The sequence below is a fragment of the Streptomyces sp. SAS_272 genome, from assembly GCF_052543235.1.
The window spans coordinates 19,405-37,010 of the sequence record NZ_JBMNDR010000022.1 but is presented as its reverse complement, the minus strand read 5'-3'; the positions used below and the strand labels follow the sequence as shown (position 1 = coordinate 37,010).

16 protein-coding genes are annotated in these 17,606 nt (G+C 71.5%); 5 read left to right on the top strand and 11 right to left on the bottom strand.

Annotated elements, in window-relative coordinates:
- Positions 1–19 precede the first annotated feature (19 nt).
- A complete protein-coding gene (locus ACN6LD_RS15450; protein WP_445043464.1) occupies positions 20–775 on the top strand; it encodes an HNH endonuclease in 756 nt (251 codons plus the stop codon).
- A 79-nt stretch (positions 776–854) separates the two neighbouring features.
- Here ACN6LD_RS15450 and ACN6LD_RS15445 read toward each other — a convergent pair whose 3' ends face one another.
- The gene (locus tag ACN6LD_RS15445; protein WP_445043463.1) at positions 855–1,193 is read right to left on the bottom strand and encodes an HAD family hydrolase; all 339 of its coding nucleotides are present in this window, start codon (positions 1,191–1,193) and stop codon (positions 855–857) included.
- Between the two features lie 43 nt (positions 1,194–1,236).
- The gene (locus ACN6LD_RS15440) at positions 1,237–2,094 is read right to left on the bottom strand and encodes an alpha/beta fold hydrolase (RefSeq protein WP_445043462.1); all 858 of its coding nucleotides are present in this window, start codon (positions 2,092–2,094) and stop codon (positions 1,237–1,239) included.
- A gap of 113 nt (positions 2,095–2,207) precedes the next feature.
- On the opposite strand from ACN6LD_RS15440, the gene ACN6LD_RS15435 reads away from it, so the two are divergent.
- On the top strand, positions 2,208–2,510 hold the full coding sequence (locus ACN6LD_RS15435; protein WP_445043461.1) for a hypothetical protein: 303 nt from the start codon (positions 2,208–2,210) through the stop codon (positions 2,508–2,510).
- Between the two features lie 211 nt (positions 2,511–2,721).
- On the opposite strand, the gene ACN6LD_RS15430 is transcribed toward ACN6LD_RS15435, so the two are convergent.
- Positions 2,722–3,813 carry a hypothetical protein gene (locus ACN6LD_RS15430; RefSeq protein ID WP_445043460.1) on the bottom strand — a complete coding sequence of 364 codons (1,092 nt, stop codon included), beginning with the start codon at positions 3,811–3,813 and terminating at the stop codon, positions 2,722–2,724.
- A gap of 242 nt (positions 3,814–4,055) precedes the next feature.
- Here ACN6LD_RS15430 and ACN6LD_RS15425 point away from each other — a divergent pair, with 242 nt between their 5' ends.
- Positions 4,056–5,591: an alginate lyase family protein gene (locus tag ACN6LD_RS15425; RefSeq protein WP_445043459.1), complete on the top strand. Its 1,536-nt coding sequence runs from the start codon at positions 4,056–4,058 to the stop codon at positions 5,589–5,591.
- A gap of 273 nt (positions 5,592–5,864) precedes the next feature.
- On the opposite strand, the gene ACN6LD_RS15420 is transcribed toward ACN6LD_RS15425, so the two are convergent.
- Both ACN6LD_RS15420 and ACN6LD_RS15415 read right to left on the bottom strand, forming a co-directional pair.
- Positions 5,865–7,388, bottom strand: coding sequence for an MFS transporter (locus ACN6LD_RS15420; RefSeq protein ID WP_445043458.1), 1,524 nt, complete (start codon positions 7,386–7,388; stop codon positions 5,865–5,867).
- Positions 7,389–7,453: 65 nt separating this feature from the next.
- Positions 7,454–8,806: a DUF445 domain-containing protein gene (locus ACN6LD_RS15415; protein ID WP_445043457.1), complete on the bottom strand. Its 1,353-nt coding sequence runs from the start codon at positions 8,804–8,806 to the stop codon at positions 7,454–7,456.
- Between the two features lie 185 nt (positions 8,807–8,991).
- Between ACN6LD_RS15415 and ACN6LD_RS15410 the strand changes: the two genes are divergently transcribed.
- Positions 8,992–10,353 (top strand): SGNH/GDSL hydrolase family protein, encoded by a 1,362-nt coding sequence (locus ACN6LD_RS15410; protein WP_445043456.1) that lies wholly within the window; start codon positions 8,992–8,994, stop codon positions 10,351–10,353.
- Positions 10,354–10,513: 160 nt separating this feature from the next.
- On the opposite strand, the gene ACN6LD_RS15405 is transcribed toward ACN6LD_RS15410, so the two are convergent.
- From ACN6LD_RS15405 to ACN6LD_RS15390, 4 genes are read right to left on the bottom strand one after another with little or no spacing between them, the layout of a single operon-like run.
- A complete protein-coding gene (locus ACN6LD_RS15405; protein ID WP_445043455.1) occupies positions 10,514–11,341 on the bottom strand; it encodes a DUF1707 SHOCT-like domain-containing protein in 828 nt (275 codons plus the stop codon).
- A 9-nt stretch (positions 11,342–11,350) separates the two neighbouring features.
- Positions 11,351–12,379: an ABC transporter ATP-binding protein gene (locus tag ACN6LD_RS15400; protein ID WP_445043454.1), complete on the bottom strand. Its 1,029-nt coding sequence runs from the start codon at positions 12,377–12,379 to the stop codon at positions 11,351–11,353.
- A complete protein-coding gene (locus ACN6LD_RS15395) occupies positions 12,376–13,140 on the bottom strand; it encodes an ABC transporter permease (protein WP_445043495.1) in 765 nt (254 codons plus the stop codon). The genes ACN6LD_RS15400 and ACN6LD_RS15395 overlap by 4 nt, the downstream gene beginning before the upstream one ends.
- A gap of 49 nt (positions 13,141–13,189) precedes the next feature.
- Positions 13,190–13,924 (bottom strand): ABC transporter permease, encoded by a 735-nt coding sequence (locus ACN6LD_RS15390; protein WP_445043494.1) that lies wholly within the window; start codon positions 13,922–13,924, stop codon positions 13,190–13,192.
- Positions 13,925–14,219: 295 nt separating this feature from the next.
- On the opposite strand from ACN6LD_RS15390, the gene ACN6LD_RS15385 reads away from it, so the two are divergent.
- Positions 14,220–16,655, top strand: coding sequence for a transglycosylase domain-containing protein (locus ACN6LD_RS15385; protein WP_319192599.1), 2,436 nt, complete (start codon positions 14,220–14,222; stop codon positions 16,653–16,655).
- A gap of 157 nt (positions 16,656–16,812) precedes the next feature.
- On the opposite strand, the gene ACN6LD_RS15380 is transcribed toward ACN6LD_RS15385, so the two are convergent.
- Positions 16,813–17,115, bottom strand: coding sequence for a GroES family chaperonin (locus ACN6LD_RS15380; protein WP_398430467.1), 303 nt, complete (start codon positions 17,113–17,115; stop codon positions 16,813–16,815).
- A 120-nt stretch (positions 17,116–17,235) separates the two neighbouring features.
- Positions 17,236–17,565 carry a DUF3618 domain-containing protein gene (locus ACN6LD_RS15375; protein ID WP_319192597.1) on the bottom strand — a complete coding sequence of 110 codons (330 nt, stop codon included), beginning with the start codon at positions 17,563–17,565 and terminating at the stop codon, positions 17,236–17,238.
- Positions 17,566–17,606 lie beyond the last annotated feature (41 nt).

Genomic DNA, 17,606 nt, shown 5'->3' with positions numbered 1-17,606 from the left:
CACTCATACGATATCGGGCATGCGAATACCTTCGTGGACCGAGGACGAACTTGTGCTGGCCGGAGCGCTCGTGGTGCAGAACGGCTGGCGCGAGTTGCGGACCAGCGATCCCCGGGTGCAGGAACTGTCGGATCTCCTCCGCTCACTTCCCATCCACGAGGCTGACGCACTCGCGCTGCCGAGCTTCCGCTCTCCTGACAGCGTCAGCCGCAAGACAACCGATTTCATGACCAATCACAGGGCCTACACCGGCAAGGCCACTCGGTGCGGCAAGCCCACGCTGGTCATGATCGACGCCTTCACTCAGCACGAGGCGGAGATGCTCCAGGCTGCTCAAGCCATCGAAGAGGGCATCGGTTCGGGCGAGTTGCATCTCATCCCCCCGCAGCCTGACGAAGTCGACGAGACGGGTGCCAGCGCCGTTGAGGGACGACTCCTCGCCCGCTGGGCGCTCTTCCGCGAACGGAATCCGAAACTCCGCGCTCAGAAGATCGCCCAGGCACGGCGAGGCGGGGGGCCTCTCCGATGCGAAGTGTGCGGCTTCGATTTCGCCCGCACATACGGAGACCTGGGCGAGGGCTATATCGAAGTGCACCACGTCACCCCTCTCCACATCTCCGGTACCCGAGAGACCAAGCTCGACGACATGGCATGCGTATGCGCCAACTGCCATCGGATGTGCCACAGGTCCGGCCCCGGAGAGTCCTGGCGCACGCCGACTGCCCTGCGAGAGTTGATCGGCAAGGCCGGTACCGAGGACGAGGACGCCTTTTAGGGACTGCGGCTTGTCTGCCTTCATTCACACCTCTCGACATTGAAGACCGATGACCGTCTCTACGACTGGCGCACGACGGTCAGCGCCCTTCAGCGTTGAACTTGGCGATTTTTTCCGGCAGTTCCGCCTGTGAGTCGATGCGCATGGTCGCGATCGCATCCGCGTCTGGGTCGCGCTGCTGGATCCTGCCCCACGGACCGCGCCGGATGAGAGCGGTCAAGAGCCCCGCGTGCACGGCAGGGCGGATGTCGTTGTCGAGCCGGTCACCGACGTAGAGGATCTCGCCGGGCTCCGCAGGCGTTGCCTCGGTGACGTGCTCGAAGAACCCCACTTCCGGCTTTGCCGCCCCCCAGTCGTCACTGGTGGCGACGAGGCCGGAAGGAAGGTCCAGCCCACGCAGCAGACCGCCGGCCCGCACGGTCTGATTCTCGGTAGAGAGCTCAGGAAGTGCGGTCGTCGTCTCATTCTCGTCCAGCGGCCAGGAAGGCGGTCACCGCCTCGTGCAGGGCGGTCGGGCGGTCCAGGTGGACGTCGTGGCCGGCCTGCGGGACGACCGTCAGTCTGGTGGCGGACGGTCTGCGGGTGCGCATCTCCGTGTGCTCCGCCGCCGGCATCGTGCCCCGCTCCCCGCGCACGACCAAGGTCGGGCAGGTCACCCGGGACCACTGCTCCCAGTAGTCCTGCGTGGCGAGTTCGGCCACCGCCGCGACCATCGTGTCGCGGTCCACCCGGGCGTGGCCGGTGCCGTCCTCGCGCCAGTCCAGGCCGCGTGCCCACGCCTCGTGGCCCAGGAAGGCGGAGGCTTGGCCGAAGCTCGTGAACGGGGTCGGCCAGCTGTCCAGCCAGGCTCCGATCTGCGCCGGCAGTTGCGGGTTCCGGCCCTGCGGACCCGCCTCCACCAGGATCAGGGCGGCGACGCGGGACGGATGGGCCGCCGCCGTCAGCAGAGCCGTCAGGCCGCCCAGGGACTGGCCCAGGAGGATCGCCGGGGGCAGGGCGAGCGCGTCCATGAGGGACACGGTGTCCCGTACCGCCGCCGCTCGCGTCATGTCCGCCGGTGCGCGCGTGCTCGCGCCGTGGCCCCGGGCGTCGTGACGCACCACGCGGTGGCCGTCGGCGAGGAGCCGGGCGGACAGGTCGTCCCATTCGCCGAGGTGGCCCGCGAGGCCGTGCAGGAGCAGGACGGGGGGTCGCGGTACGGCGGCGTCCGCCGCGTCCGAGGTGAGCGAGGGGTCCGGCACGGTGGCGGCAGGGGGCTTTTCGTCGGCGTACGCGAGCGTCGTGCCGTCGGGCGTGGTGAGGGTGGTGAGGGCGGGCAACTCGGGGTCCGTTCTCGCTGGGGGAGGGTCCACGGGGCTCGGGCTTCGGGGGACGTGACGGGCGCGTTAGCCTCGGGGGCGAGCTTGATGATCAGGGCGAGGAGGCGGCAGACATGACGAAGGTTCCCAGTGCGGTGATCGCGGCGGGCGGGCTGGTCGGCGGGTACGGGGTGGCCCGGTGGACGCGGCAGCGGCCGCTGGGCGGGGCCGTCCTCGCCGTCGCGGGGGCCGCGGCCGCGCAGCAGTGGCGGCAGCAGGCCGGCGGGAAGGCCGCGGGGGCGCTGAGCGCCGCGTATGTCGCGGCCTTCGCCGCGTCGCATCCGCTGGCGAAGAAGGTGGGGGCCTGGCCGTCGGTCTTCGGGGTGGCAGGGGCCGTCGCTCTGGCCTCGTGGGCGGTCGCCGACCGCCGCGGGTGAGGTGCCGGACCGGCTCTCCGCCGGTCCACAGGCCCCGCAAGGCCCGCAGGACCCGTAAGGCAGGCCTCGCAAGGTCCGCAGGCCCACAGGCTCCGCAAGGCCCGCAACGTCCACAGGCCCCGCAAGGCTCACAAGGTCCAGAGTCCGCCGTGACCGGCCGCCGGACGCCGCCTCCACGAGCCCTACTACGGGGGCCACTAGCTCCAAAGGGCTACGGGGAGTACGGCAAGTTCGGGGCGTGCGACGGGTATTGCGGCCCCGGCGCATAGGTCTGACCCGTGAGGTGGGTCTGCCCCGGGAGAGGGGCCGGGACCGGGAAGTGGGGCATTCCCGGTGCGTACGTCGGCGTCGGCGTCGGCGCGTGAACAGCCACCGGCGTCTGCGCGGGCTCCGGCACGTACGCAGGCACCGGCGTCTGCGCAGGCTCCGGTGCGTGCGTCGGCTGCGGGGTGTGCGCGGCTTCCGGGGTGTACGTCGGCTCGGGGACTCCGCCTCGGCCCAGCGCCGAGCGCATCGTCACGCCGTAACGGTGGCTCAGCCGCCGTATCTCCCAGACCGACAGGGCCGTCACCGAGAGCGGGCCGCCCAGCAGGAAGGCGAGGCGGACCAGCGGCGGGGCGGCCACCTCGGGACCGTCGGAGTAGCTCAGCGCGAACAGCGCCCACACCAGGAACGGCGAGATCAGCGCGGGCAGCAGATCGTGGACGTCGCCGACGCGGAAGCAGGAGTTCAGTGCGAACACCCCGGCGGCCAGCGTGAACACCGCCACCACGGCCAGGACGATCGCGCCGATCAGCATCACGATGACGAACACCAGGAACGACGCGAGCCAGGCGAGGTTGCCGGCGGCCCGGATGTCCGCCCACGGGATGATCTCCGCGTGCAGCAGCTTCACGCCCAGCACGACGCCGCCGCCGCACACGCCCACGCCGAGCGCGATGACGCCGAGCGCCGTGCCGGGGCCGGTGAGCCGCCGGGCGTAGACGCCGCGCACCGAGGGGCGGGCCATGCCGATGAAGACGCTCAGGGTGATCAGTCCGGCGACCAGGGCGATCCCGCAGCCGACGACGACGTCCATCACCTTGCCGAGGAGGATGTCCTCGCCGCTCTCGGCCAACGGGTAGGCGAACAGCAGTCCCGCCGACGCCGCCACGCCCGCCCAGGTGCGACCGGACTGGAGGCGCTGGACGACCGGGTCCCCCACGCGGTCGGGGCGGGACCCGGCCGCCATCGCGGCGGCGGCGGCGAGCGGGCTGGGCGCGGCGCGCAGCCTGGACGACAGGGTCGAATGACGGGTGGGCAAGGTGACGTCTCCCCCGAGTACGTGACGGTGGATCACGTGTTCGCACGTGCCACGGCGGGACACTTTATCCAACCCTTACCCGCCCCGTGATCAGCCCCCCGCCGGCCTTCACCGGATCACCCCTCGACGGCCTTCCGGGCGGCGGCCGCGGCCCGGTTTTCGTTATCGGTTCCGTCCTCGCCCGTCTCCGCTGCATGCATCTGAACCGACCTCGACAGGACGGCGTCGTCAGCCGCCGGAGCATGCTGAAGGCCGCGGGCGCGGTCGCCGGGGCGGCAGGCGGGGCGGCCGCCGTCGGTGTCACCACGGCCCCGTCGGCGACCGCGGCCCCGTCGGCGACGGCGGTCGGCTACGCCCACCCCGGACTCCTGCACACCGGCGCGGACCTGGCCCGGATGGCCGCCGAGGTGAAGGCCGGCGCCGCGCCCTGCACGGCCGGATACGCCAGGCTCACCGCCAACCGGCATGCGCAGAGCGGCTGGACGGCCAACCCGCAGGCGACCGTGTACCGCGGCGGAGGCTCACCCCAGAACTACGCGGTCCTCTACCACGACCTGCACGCCGCCTACCAGAACGGCCTGCGGTTCCACGTCAGCGGTGAGCGCGCGTACGCCGACACCGCCGTCGCGATCCTCAACGCCTGGTCCGCGAGGCTGACGTCCATCGAGGGCTCCGCCGACCGGTTCCTCGCGGCCGGGCTCTACGGCTACCAGGCCGCCAACGCCGCCGAACTCGTGCGCGACCACGCCGGCTTCGAGCTCGAACGCTTCCAGAAGACGCTGACCACCGTCTTCTCCCCGCTCAGCGAGAGCTTCCTCGTCGGGCACAACGGCGCCGTGGTCACCAACTACTGGCCCAACTGGGATCTCGCCGCCATGGCCTGCGTCCTCGCGACCGGCGTCTTCTGCGACGACGGCGCGAGGGTGGAGCAGGCCGTCGAGTACTTCAAGAGCGGCTCCGGGCTCGGCGCCGTCCGGAAGGCCATCCCGGTCGTGCACGACGACGGTCTCGGCGAGTGGCTCGAGGCCGGGCGCGACCAGGGCCACGCGCTGCTCGGCGTCGGCCTGATGGGCACGTTCTGCGAGATGGCCTGGAACCAGGGCATCGACCTGTACGGCTACGACGACAGCCGTTTCCTCAAGGGCGCGCAGTACGTGGCCAGATGGAGCCTCGGCGGTGACGTCGGCTACACCGCCAACACCCGCAGGAAGGGCGCGGTCGGCGGCTGGTCGGGGACGGAGACCGCACCCCGAGCGGCCGGTGTCGACCCGGCGATGAACCGGCCGATCTGGGCGATGATCGCCAACCACTACACCCGGCGCCGGGGACTCTCCGCCCCCTACCTCACCCGTGCCGCCGCGAAGGCCGCGCCCGAGGGCGGCGGCGGGGACTACGGCCCCAACAGCGGCGGATACGACCAACTCGGCTTCGGCACCCTGACGTTCACCCGCGACCGGGACCCGGACGGGGGCCGGGGCCGGTCGGCGGCGGCCGGGGCGTCCGGTTCAGGTTCCAGCGGCTCGGGCGGGGCCCCGGCCCCGGCGGCGGACTCGTCCGCCTCGACGTCGCCGGCGGACACGGCGGGCCGGGGAGCTCAGGCGTCCCCCGGTGGCCGCGCCTCCGCGAACGACACCGCCGCCGCAGGGCGCGGCGGCGGTCTCGCCACCACGGGCGCCGCCGACCTCGCCGCCTGGAGCGCCGCCACCGGGATCACCGCCGTGGCCGGCGGGTTGTTGCTGCTGCGCCGCCGGGGACGCGCGCCGGAATCGGCCGAGTAGCTCGCGGGGCCAGGCACCCGCAGACCAGGCACTCACAGGCCAACCACTCACAGACCAGGCACCCGCAGACCAGCGGTCGCGGGGGCCGGACCGGGCGGGCGGCGACCGGGTGGGCCGAGCGGGCGACGGACCGGGCGGGCGGCGACCGGGTGGGCCGAGCGGGCGACGGACCGGGCGGGCGGCGGCAGGCGCGGCTCGGGCCGCCCGCGCCCGGCCCGCCGAGATGCACCCGGTCGGAGCTCAGGCGCGGCTCACGCGCGGCTCAGCCGCGGTTCAGGCGGTCGCCTTTCGCGGGCCGCCGTCGCCCGGCTTCGTCGCCTCGCGGGCCTTCGTCGCCGCCGCCGTCAGCGGCTTGGCGATGTCCTCCAGGGACCGTCGCTCGGCCTTGACCGCGAGGAACGCCGCGACCAGGCCCGCCAGGCACATCAGGGTCGCGCCGATGGAGAAGGCGAGGACCGTGTCGCCGACCTTGCCCGTGTCGGTGAGCTTGGCGAACAGCAGGGGGCCGCTGATGCCGCCCGCGGCGGTGCCGAGGGCGTAGAAGAAGGCGATGGACATCGCGCGGGTTTCCATCGGGAAGACCTCGGACACCGTCAGATAGGCGCTCGACGCACCCGCCGACGCGAAGAACAGCACCGCGCACCAGCAGGCCGTCATCGTCGTCGCGTCGAGGGAGCCCTGGTCGAACAGCCAGGCCGTGCCGAACAGCAGGACACCGGACAGCAGATACGTCGAGGAGATCATCACCCGCCGGCCGACCGTGTCGAAGAGCTTGCCCAGCAGCAGCGGGCCGCAGAAGTTGCCGATCGCGATGACGGCGAAGTAGTAGCCGGTGTTGCCGCTCGGCACGTCGAAGAACTTGGTGAGGATCGCGCCGAAGCCGAAGGTGATCGCGTTGTAGAGGAACGCCTGCCCGATGAAGAGGGAGAAGCCGAGGATCGAGCGGCGCCGGTAGTCGGAGAACACCGTGCGGGCGATCTCGACGAAGGAGACGCTGCGGCGCTGGTGGATGGTGAGCTCGCCCTCGGCACGCGGCAGCCGCTCCCCCTGGTCCGACTCGATCTGCCGCTCGATCGCACCGACGATCTCCTCGGCCTCCCGGTCCCGGCCGTGGATCAGCAGCCAGCGTGGACTCTCCGGGACGTGCCGCCGGACGAGCAGGATCACCAGGGCGAGGACGGCGCCCAGCGCGAACGTCAGCCGCCAGCCCACGTTCGCCGCGAAGACGTCCGTGTTCAGCGCGACGATGGACAGCAGCGAACCGGCGACCGCGCCCAGCCAGAAGCTGCCGTTGATGATCAGGTCGACGCGGCCCCGGTACTGCGCCGGGATCAGCTCGTCGATCGCCGAGTTGATGGCCGCGTACTCACCGCCGATGCCGAAGCCGGTGAGGAACCGGAACAGCAGGAACCACCAGGTGTCGAAGGAGATCGCGGTCAGGGCGGTGGCCGCCAGATACACCGCCAGGGTGATCATGAACAGCTTCTTGCGGCCCCACTTGTCGGTCAGCCGGCCCCAGAACAGGGCGCCGGCGCAGGCGCCGGCCACGTACAGCGCCGCCGCGATGCCGGTGACCTGACCGGATGTGATGGGCAGGCCGCTGCCCGGCTCGGACAGCCGGCTCGCGATGTTCCCGACGACCGTGACCTCCAGGCCGTCAAGGATCCACACCGTGCCGAGTCCGAAGACGATGGTCCAGTGCCAGCGCGACCACGGCAGCCGGTCGAGGCGGGCAGGGATGTCGGTGGTGATCGTGCGGCCTCTCTCGGCCTGCACGGCGGCTTCTGCGCTGGTCATGGGCTCCCTCCTCGGCACGCTCCTCATCGAGCGGAACGCGGTTCGGGTTCCCGCCGCCGACGCCTTTACGCCCCGAGCGAGCGCGCCACGGTGTAGATCAGCAGCCCGGCCAGCGAACCCACCACCGTGCCGTTGATCCGGATGAACTGCAGGTCACGGCCGATGTTGGCCTCGATCTTGCGCGTGGTGTGCTCCGCGTCCCAGCCCGCCACGGTGTCGGTGATCAGCGAGGTGATCTCCTTGCGGTACGTCGTCACGACGTGCACCGCCGCGCCCTCCAGCCAGCTGTCGACCTTCTCCTGCACCTTGGGCTCGGTGGCCATCCGCGCCCCCAGGGACAGCAGCGAGGCCCGCACCCGCAGCCGCAGCTCGCTGCGCTCGTCCTCCGCGGCCGCCACGATCATGGAGCGGACGGCCGTCCAGACCGACGCGATCAGGTCCTGCACCTCGCCACGGCCCAGCACCTCGCCCTTGAGCCGCTCCACCCGCGCGCGCGTGTCGGTGTCGGACTGGAGATCGACGGCGAAGTCCCGGAGGAAGCGGTCGAGGGCGCCCCGAGCCGGATGGGAGGGCATGTCCCGCATCTCCGCGCAGAACCGCAGCAGCTCCTTGTAGACGCGTTCACCGATCCGCTTGTCGACGAACCGGGGCGTCCAGCCGGGCGCACCGCCCTGCACCGCGTCCATCACCGAGTCGGCGTGCAGCTCCAGCCAGTCGTGCGCCCTGGACACCACCAGATCCACGGCCCGCCGGTGACCGCCGTCCCCGACGATCCGCTCCAGCAGCTTCCCGATGCCCGGCGCGATCTCCTGTGCGTCGGCGCGCCGGGTGATCGCCTCGCCGACCACCGCCTGGACGTCCGCGTCGCGCAGCACCGTCAGCGCGCCGCGCAGGGCGGTCGCCAGCTCCGCCGTCACCCGGTCGGCGTGCTCCGGCTCGGCCAGCCAGGCGCCCAGCCGGGTGCCGATGCCCACCGACCGCAGCCGCTGCCGCACCACGTCCTCGGAGAGGAAGTTCTCCCCGACGAACTCACCCAGCGAGACGCCCAGCTGGTCCTTCTTGTTCGGGATGATCGCCGTGTGCGGGATGGGCAGGCCCAGCGGGTGACGGAACAGCGCCGTCACCGCGAACCAGTCGGCGAGCGCACCGACCATGCCCGCCTCCGCGGCCGCCGCCGCATAGGACGCCCACGCGCCCGCCCCCCGGTGCGCGGCCCACTCGGCGAGGACGTACACCACGGCCACGAACAGCAGCAGCCCCGCCGCGGTGAGCTTCATCCGGCGCACCCCGCGCCGCTTCTCCTCGTCGGCGGCGCTGAACACGGTCATCGCGCGCGCCGCTCCGGCACGGGCCGCCCCGGCGCCCGCCGGTTCCTCCGTACGATCCATCCGCTCCACCCGTTCCGTTCGGCCGTGCACCGCCGGCGTCCCGCACGCTGATAATGGTCCCTGCCTGACCGACTCCTGGAACGGAACAAGAGTTCCCGTCGTCTGTCAGACGGGGGAGCTCAACGGTGAACTCCTGCATGAACGCGTGCCCCATCGGCGCACGCACGCACCATCCGGAGCAGCACCGCTCCCCTCACGAGGAGAACCACACCCGCATGACCGCCAAGCATCATGGTTATGCCCTGCTGGCGGCGATCGTCGCCCTCGTCGTGGGCGTGTCCGCCGCCATATACCTCGGCGTCGCCTCCGGAGACGGCGACGGCTCCGGCTCCGGGCGCCGCTCCGCCGGGGACACGGTCGCCGCGGGCCCCGCCCCGGGCAACGCGGCTCCCGTCTCGACCGGCGTATGGGTCGGGGCCTGGGCCGCCGCACCGGCCGGCGGGGAACCGGGCACCGAGACCCACGGCATGGCCGGGCGCACCGTCCGCAACGTCGTCCACACCGGTGTCGGCGGCACCAGCGCCCGGATCACGCTCTCCAACCTCTACGGCAGCCGGCCGCTGACCGTCACCCACGCCACGCTCGCCGTCGCCGCCGCCGACGACAGCGCGGCCGCGGACCCCGCCACGCTGCGCCGGCTCACCTTCGGCGGAGCCACCACCGTCGTCGTCGCAGCCGGCGAGCAGGCCGTCAGCGATGCCGTCGCCGTCGTCGTCCCGCACGACGCCGACATACTGGTCAGCACCTACTCCCCGGCCTCCGCCGGCCCGGTGACCTACCACCCGCGCGCCCGGCAGACCAGCTACGTCGCCGACGGCGAGTCCACCGAGGACGTCACCGGCGCCTCCTTCACCGCGACCAGCGTGTACTGGCGCTACCTGACCGCGCTGGACGTGCTCAGCAACGAGGCCGACGGCACCCTCGTCGCCTTCGGCGACTCCATCACCGACGGCGTCACCTCCACCGCCGGCGAGAACCGCCGCTGGCCCGACGTCCTCGCCGGCCGGCTGCGCACGGCGCTCGCCGCGGGCGGATCCGTCGACGGCGACACGCCCCGCTACGGCGTCGTCAACCAGGGCATCAGCGGCAACCGGGTCCTCGTCGACGACCCGCTGCGCGGCGCAGGCGGCATTCACCGCTTCGACCGGGACGTCCTCGACCGGCCCAACGTGAAGGCCGTCGTCGTCGACCTCGGCATCAACGACATCCTGCGCGACCCGAACCCCACCGGCCCGCAGGCGATCGTGGCCGGCCTGCGCACCCTCGTCGACCGCGCCCACGCCCGCGGCGTCCGGGTCGTCGGCGCCACCCTCACGCCGTTCCGCGGCCACCGCGGCTACAGCGCCGCGCGCGAGCGCGTCCGGCAGCAGGTCAACGCGGCGATCCGCGCGGGCGGCCTGTTCGACGAGGTCGTCGACTTCGACAAGGCGCTGCGCGACCCCTACGACCCGCGCAGCCTGCGCTCCGAGTACGACTCCGGGGACCATCTGCACCCCAGCGACCGCGGCTACCGGACGATGGCGCGCACCGTCGACCTGAGCGAACTCGGCGGCCCGGCCGCCCCCGCACGCCTGTGACGACGACCGGCGCCCAGCCGGCGTCCGCCGGTCGCGACGACCACGGGCCGCGACGGCGACCCGCTGCGACACGACCGACCGCGACCGCGACGAGCTGCGACCCGATCCGACCGCGACGACGACCGCGACGACGACCCGAAGCGTCGGCGCGCCGCCCCGCCTACTCCTCGTGGCGGCGTTCCCTCCGCTCCTCCCGGCGCCCGCGCCGCTCCCCGGGACCGAGCCCGAGCCCGTGCCCCCGCAGCAGATCCTTGTGGCCGTCCAGCATCCGCCGGTGCGCCTCCTGCACGTCGTCCCGGAAGGAGGCGTGCAGCTCGCGCCTCGCCGCCTTGCGGTCCAGCTTCTCCTGGCGCCGGGCGGCCCGCGTCATCTTGCGCTCCACGCCGACGCCACCCCAGAAAGCGAACCCGGTCACCACGACCCGCGGCGCCCCCGGCTCGCCCACCACACCGCTCTCCCGCTGGTCGAAGCCGCCCATCACGCCGATGCCGCGCACGACGACCTCCACCCCCGGCGGCACCGTGATCTGCACCCCGCCCATGACCGCGAAACAGTTGATCTCGACCTCCCCGGCCGAGAAGTCCGCCTCCCGCAGATCGATCTCCCCGCCGCCCCAGAAGGCGACGCACGTGAACCGCCGCGGCACCGTCCAGCGGCCCTTGCGCTGGAAGCCCGACATCACCGCCACCGCCCACGTCGACGAGCCCTCGCCGCCCACGATCCGCCCGGCCCAACCCCCGTCCCGGGACGGCTCCTTGTGCAACGACACCACCGGCGGCGCCGCCGCCCCCGGCACCGGCAGATCGCGCGTGATCGGCGCCAACTCCCGGTACGTGCGCGCCGCGTAGGTCTGCTCCAGCCGCTCCTCGAACTCCGCCATGTCCAGCCGGCCCTCGGCGACCGCGTCGCGCAACACCTCGGCGACCCGCTCACGATCGGCGTCGGAGGCACGGAGGTCCGAACGGTCCGGGACTGCGTCGTCGGTCATGCCCGCAGCCTACGAGTTCCCGGCCCCCGGCACTACGGTCTCCCGCTCCCCCGAGGACCCGCCGCCGCCCCCCGCCCCGTACAGCATCCTGGCGATCACCGCCTCGATGTCCGGCTCCCGCACCGACAGGTCCACCAGCGGATACTCCGCCGCGATCCGCGCGACCAGCGCCGCCGCCGACCCCGACGCCGGGAACGCCAGCCACTGACGCGGACCCTCCACCCTCACCACCCTTGCCGCGTCCCCCACCTCGATCGGCGGCGACTCCCGCTCCAGATCCACCACCAGCGTCCGCTCGCTCTCCCCCACCTCGTGCAACCCCGCGAGCGCGCCGTCGTACACCAGGCGCCCGTGGTCGATGACCATCACCCGCGAACACAACTGCTCGATGTCCTGCAGATCATGGGTGGTGAGCAGCACCGTCGTACCCCGCTCGACGTTCAGCTCGCGCAGGAACTCCCGCACCCGCGCCTTGGACACCACGTCGAGACCGATCGTCGGCTCGTCGAGATACAGCACCTCGGGATCGTGCAGCAGCGCCGCCGCGATGTCACCGCGCATCCGCTGCCCCAGCGACAACTGCCGCACCGGCACCTCCAACAGGGCTGACAGATCCAGCAGTTCCACCAGCCGGTCGAGATTCTCCCGGTAACGTCCGTCCGGGATGCGGTACATGCGGTGCATCAGCCGGTACGAATCGATCAGCGGCAGATCCCACCACAGAGTCGTCCGCTGCCCGAAAACCACCCCTATCCGGTGCGCCAGCCGCGTCCGCTCCCGCGACGGATCGATCCCCGCCACCCGCAGCCGGCCGCCGCTCGGCGTCAGGATGCCCGTCAGCATCTTGATCGTCGTCGACTTCCCCGCACCGTTCGGCCCGATGTAACCGACCATCTCCCCCCGCGCCACCGAGAACGACAGTTCGTCGACCGCCCGCACCTGCCGCAGCTCACGCCTGAGGAACCCCGTCCGCCTGCGCACGTCGAAGACCTTCTCGACCCGGTCCACCTCGATGAAAGCGTCCTCGGTCACACTCAACTCCCCGTACTCCGATACGACCTGAGACCCACCCGCCACGCCAGCCCCGCCGCCGCGCAGCACAACAGCGCCGCGGCCGGCGAGGCGAACGCCGCCCACTCCGGCAACCCCAACGGATACGACCGCCCCAGCACATAGGCCGCCGGCACCCAGTTGACGAAGGCCAACGGCAGCACGAACGTCACCGAACGCAGCAACTCCCTGCCGAACACCGTCGGCGGGTACTGCAACAACGTCTGCCCGCCGAACGTGAACGCCGCCTGCACCTCCGCCGCGTCCTGCGCCACGAACTGGAACGCCGCACCCGCCACGAACACCGCCGAGAAGATCACCCCGCCGCACACCAGCATCACCGGCACCAGCAGCACCTTCACCGGCGTCCACGCCACGTCCAGCGACACCAGCGCCCACCCCAGCACCAAGCCGCCCTGAGTGATCCGGGCCACTCTGCGCAACGCGAACCGGTCCGCCGCCACCTGTGCGAGCACCGGCGCCGGCCGTACCAGCAACATGTCCAGCGTCCCGTCACGCACCCGCGTGCCCAGCCGCCCCGCCGAACCGATCGCCAGATCCGCCATCCCGAACGACGTCGCCGACAGCCCGTACAGCAAAGCGATCTCCGGCAGCGTGTACCCGCCCAACACGTCCACCTGCGAGAACATCAACAAGATCGCGACAAAGTCCAGCCCCGTCACCAGCAGACCGCCCACCACCGTCATCGCGAACGACATCCGGTACGTCAACGTCGACCGGATCCACATCCCGGCGATCAACCGGTACGCCCGCACCCCCTCCGCCAGCCGGCCGCCCTCACCCACCCTGCACCACCACCCGCCGCGTCGCCGCCCCCTGCACCAGCCGGCCCACCGCCAGCAACATCACCGCCCACCCCGCCTGGAACGCGAACGCCGACCACACGTCCACGCGCCCCATCAGCACGTCCGCCGGGGTCTGCAACAACGCCGACCACGGCAGCAGCATCACGATGTCCCCGAGCGGCTGCGGAAACGCGTTCAACGGCAACGTCATCCCCGAACAGAACACCCCGGTGACCATCAGCACCTGCAACGCCCCCGTCCCGTCGAGCAGCCAGAACCCGCTCAACGCCACCAGGAACCGGATCGCGTAACTCACCACCATCGCCAGCACCACCGCCACCAGGAACGCCACCCACACTCCCGCCTCCGCCGGCAACGCCGTCGGGAAGAACAACGCCCCGAACACGAACGGGATCACCCCCCGTCCCAGCAACTGGAACAACGCCCGCCCCAGATCGGTCGCCAGCCACCACGCCTGAAGATCGGCCGGCCGGTAGAGGTCGACCGCCACCTCACCCGTGCGAATGCGCTCGATCAGATCCGTCTCGAAACCGCCGCCCTGGATCGCCAGCGTCGCGTACAACGCCTGTCCCAGCCACACATATGTCACCGCCTGCGCCTGGTCGTAACCCCCCAGGTGCGGCCGCTCGTCCCACAACGCCAGATATGTGTAGACGAGGATCAGGCCGAAAACGGTGTTCGTGAACACCCCTGCCGCCGTCGCCACCCGGTACGTCGCGTACCTTCTGAAGCCCCCCGCCGCGACGGCCGCGTACAACCGCGCCGTTCCCAAGGCAACCCTCCTCCTCGCCCAGTAGTCACCTGGGTGCCCCCTGCGACACCGAAGCGCAGGAGCCTAGTGCGCCGCCCCCGCCGCATGCCACGCGTTTTCCGGCACAACACGCGTGGATTGTCGGGAACGGAACGCCCGGTGCGAGAGTCTTCAACAGGGGGCGCAGAGAAATACCGAGGCGTACGAGGCGTACGGGCACGTACGACGCGAAACAGGAGTCCGGCAACACATGAGCGACGAGCCGCAGCCGCAGCAGCCGACCGAGGGCACCGCCCCCGGAGAGCCCGAGGCTGGTGACGGAGGGAGCAGCAAGAAGGTGAAGCGACCCAAGCGCACCGGCTGGCGCCGTCTGCTGCCCACCTGGCGGATGGTGCTCAGCACCATCGTCCTCGGCCTGCTGCTCCTCGTCGGCCTGTTCTTCCTCGGCTATTCCATGGTCGAGATCCCGCCGGCCAACGCCCTCGCCACCAAGCAGTCCAACGTCTACCTCTACGCCGACGGCACCGAGATCGCCCGCGACGGCAAGGTCAACCGCGAGAACGTCGACCTCGCACAGATCTCCAAGGACGCCCAGCACGCCGTGCTCGCCGCCGAGGACCGCGACTTCTACACCGAGTCCGCCATCGACCCCAAGGCGATGCTGCGGGCCGGCTGGAACACCGCCACCGGCAAGGGCAAGCAGTCCGGTTCCACGATCACCCAGCAGTACGTGAAGAACTACTACCTCGCGCAGGAGCAGACCGCCACGCGCAAGGTGAAGGAGTTCTTCATCGCGATCAAGCTCGACCGCGAGAAGTCCAAGGACGACATCCTCGAGGGCTACCTCAACACCAGCTACTTCGGCCGCAACGCCTACGGCATCCAGGCCGCCGCCAAGGCCTATTACGGCGTCGACGCCCTCAAGCTCAGCCCCGCCCAGGGCGCCTACCTCGCCGCCCTCGTCAACGCGCCCAGCGAGTACGACGTCATCGCCCACCCCGAGAACCGCAAGGCCGCCGAGGCCCGCTGGAACTACGTTCTCGACGGCATGGTCACCAAGGGCTGGCTCACCGCGTCCCAGCGCACCGGCATGAAGTTCCCCAACCCCAAGGAGACCTCCGGCGCCGACAACGGCATGTCCGGACAGCGCGGGTACCTCGTCAACGCCATCAAGGACTACCTGCGCGACAACAAGATGGTCACCCAGGCGGAACTCGACGCCGGCGGCTACCGCATCACCACCACGCTCGACAAGAAGAAGCAGAACGCCTTCGTCGACGCCGTCAACGACCAGCTGATGAAGAAGCTCGACAAGAAGAACCGCAAGGTCGACACCTACGTCCGCGCCGGCGGAGCCGCCGTCGAGCCCAAGACCGGCAAGATCCTCGCCCTGTACGGCGGCGTCGACTACGTCAAGCAGTACACCAACAACGCCACCCGCCAGGACTTCCAGGTCGGCTCCACCTTCAAGCCCTTCGTCTTCACCTCCGCCGTCCAGAACGACTCCACCACCCAGGACAACCGCAGGATCACGCCGAACACGATCTACGACGGCACCGACAAACGCCCCGTCCAGGGCTGGAGCGGCCCCGCCTACGCGCCCGAGAACGAGGACTACGTCAACTACGGCGACATCAACGTGCGCACCGCCACCGACAAGTCCGTCAACTCGGTGTACGCGCAGATGGCCGTCGACGTCGGCCCCGCCAAGGTCAAGCAGACCGCCATCGGCCTCGGGCTGCCCACCGACACCCCCGACCTGCAGCCCTACCCCTCCATCGCGCTCGGCACCGCCACCGCAAGCGTCCTGGACATGGCACAGGCCTACGCCACCCTCGCCAACCACGGCAAGCACGGCATGTACACGATGATCAGCAAGGTCACCAAGGACGGCTCCGACGTCGTGGAACTGCCCGCGTACAAGGCCTCCCAGGTCGTCAGCCGCGAAGCCGCCGACACCACCACCTCCGTCCTGCGCAGCGTCGTCCAGAACGGCACCGCCAGGAAGGCCCAGGCCGCCGGCCGCCCCGCGGCCGGCAAGACCGGCACCGCCGAAGAGGACCAGGCCGCCTGGTTCGCCGGCTACACCCCCGACCTCGCGACCGTCGTCGCCGTCATGGGCCAGGACCCGGTCACCGCACACCACAAGTCCCTCAAGGGCGCCCTCGGCCTGGCCCGCATCAACGGCGGCGACGCCCCCACCCAGATCTGGGCCCAGTTCACGGAGGAAGCCCTCAAGGGCAGCCCCGCCAAGGACTTCGACCTCACCCTCCAGGAAGGCGGCGGCGACTCCGCCTCCCCCTCCGACCCGGCCGACGACCCGGACGAGCCCTCCGACGACCAGACCGGCGCCAGCACGCCGAGCGACCCCGCCAAGGGACAGACGCAGGGGCAGACCCAGGGCCAGTCCCAGGGGCAGACCGGCGGCGGCACCACGACCAACGGCAACACGACCGGAGGCACCACCACCGGCGCCACCGGGGGCGGCACCGCCGACGGCGGAACAACGACCGGCACCGCCAACGGCGGAACGGCGACCAACGGGACCACCAGCGGCACCAGCTCCGGCACCACCGACAGCGGCGGCGCGTCGAGCGGCGGCGCCGACGGCGGCGGGGGCGGGGACGCCGGCAACTCGGCCGGCACGACCGTCGGCCCCCAGCTCACACCCACCCGCCGGGAATGACGCCCGGAGCCCCCGGCTCCCCGCCGGCCAGGTGACCTCACCTCGGCGGCCGGTCAGGCGACCACCGGGGCGACGACCCGGGCGACCACCGGTGGGTGGCCAAGGCGCAACGCAAAGGGCCGGTGACGACAGTCACCGGCCCTTTGCCACCCTGCGATCAGAGATACAGCCCTGTGGAGTCCTCCGACCCCTCGAACCGGTCCGCGGCCACGGCGTGCAGATCGCGCTCCCGCATCAGCACATACGCGACGCCCCGCACCTCCACCTCCGCACGGTCCTCCGGGTCGTACAGCACACGGTCGCCCGGCTCCACCGTCCGCACGTTCTGCCCCACCGCGACCACCTGCGCCCAGGCCAGCCGGCGGCCGACCGCCGCCGTGGCGGGAATCAGAATCCCGCCGCCCGAACGCCGCTCGCCCTCACCGGCCTCCTGCCGCACGAGCACACGGTCGTGCAGCATCCGGATGGGCAGCTTGTCGTGCTGCGGATCGAGGTCGTCTCTCTTGGCGCTCACACCACTGAACCTACCTGCCCACGACGCATCCGTGAGCGAGCGGGGGGCGGTGACGCCCCGAGCGGATCAGCCCCGGCGGCGACGCGGGCCGAAGGCCAGCAGGCCCACGACCCCGACGACCACGAGCGCCACCGGCACCACCCGCTCCAGCCGCGGCGCGCCCTCCTCGTCCACGAACTGCGCCTTCACCTCACTCACCACCCGGTTCACCTGGACATACGCCCTGCCGAGGGTGTGATCGACGTTGGCGACGACCCTGGCCTTGGCGTCCCCGACAATGGTCTTCGGGTGCACCCGCACCCCGATCTCGTCCAGCGTCTCCGCCAGCGCCTCGCGACGGGCCCTGATGTCCGCCTCGATCTGCGCCGGGGTCCTGGTGTCCGACGTCTCCGCCACGGTCAGCCTCCGAAGTCACCTGGGTCCTGTTCCGGACAGTC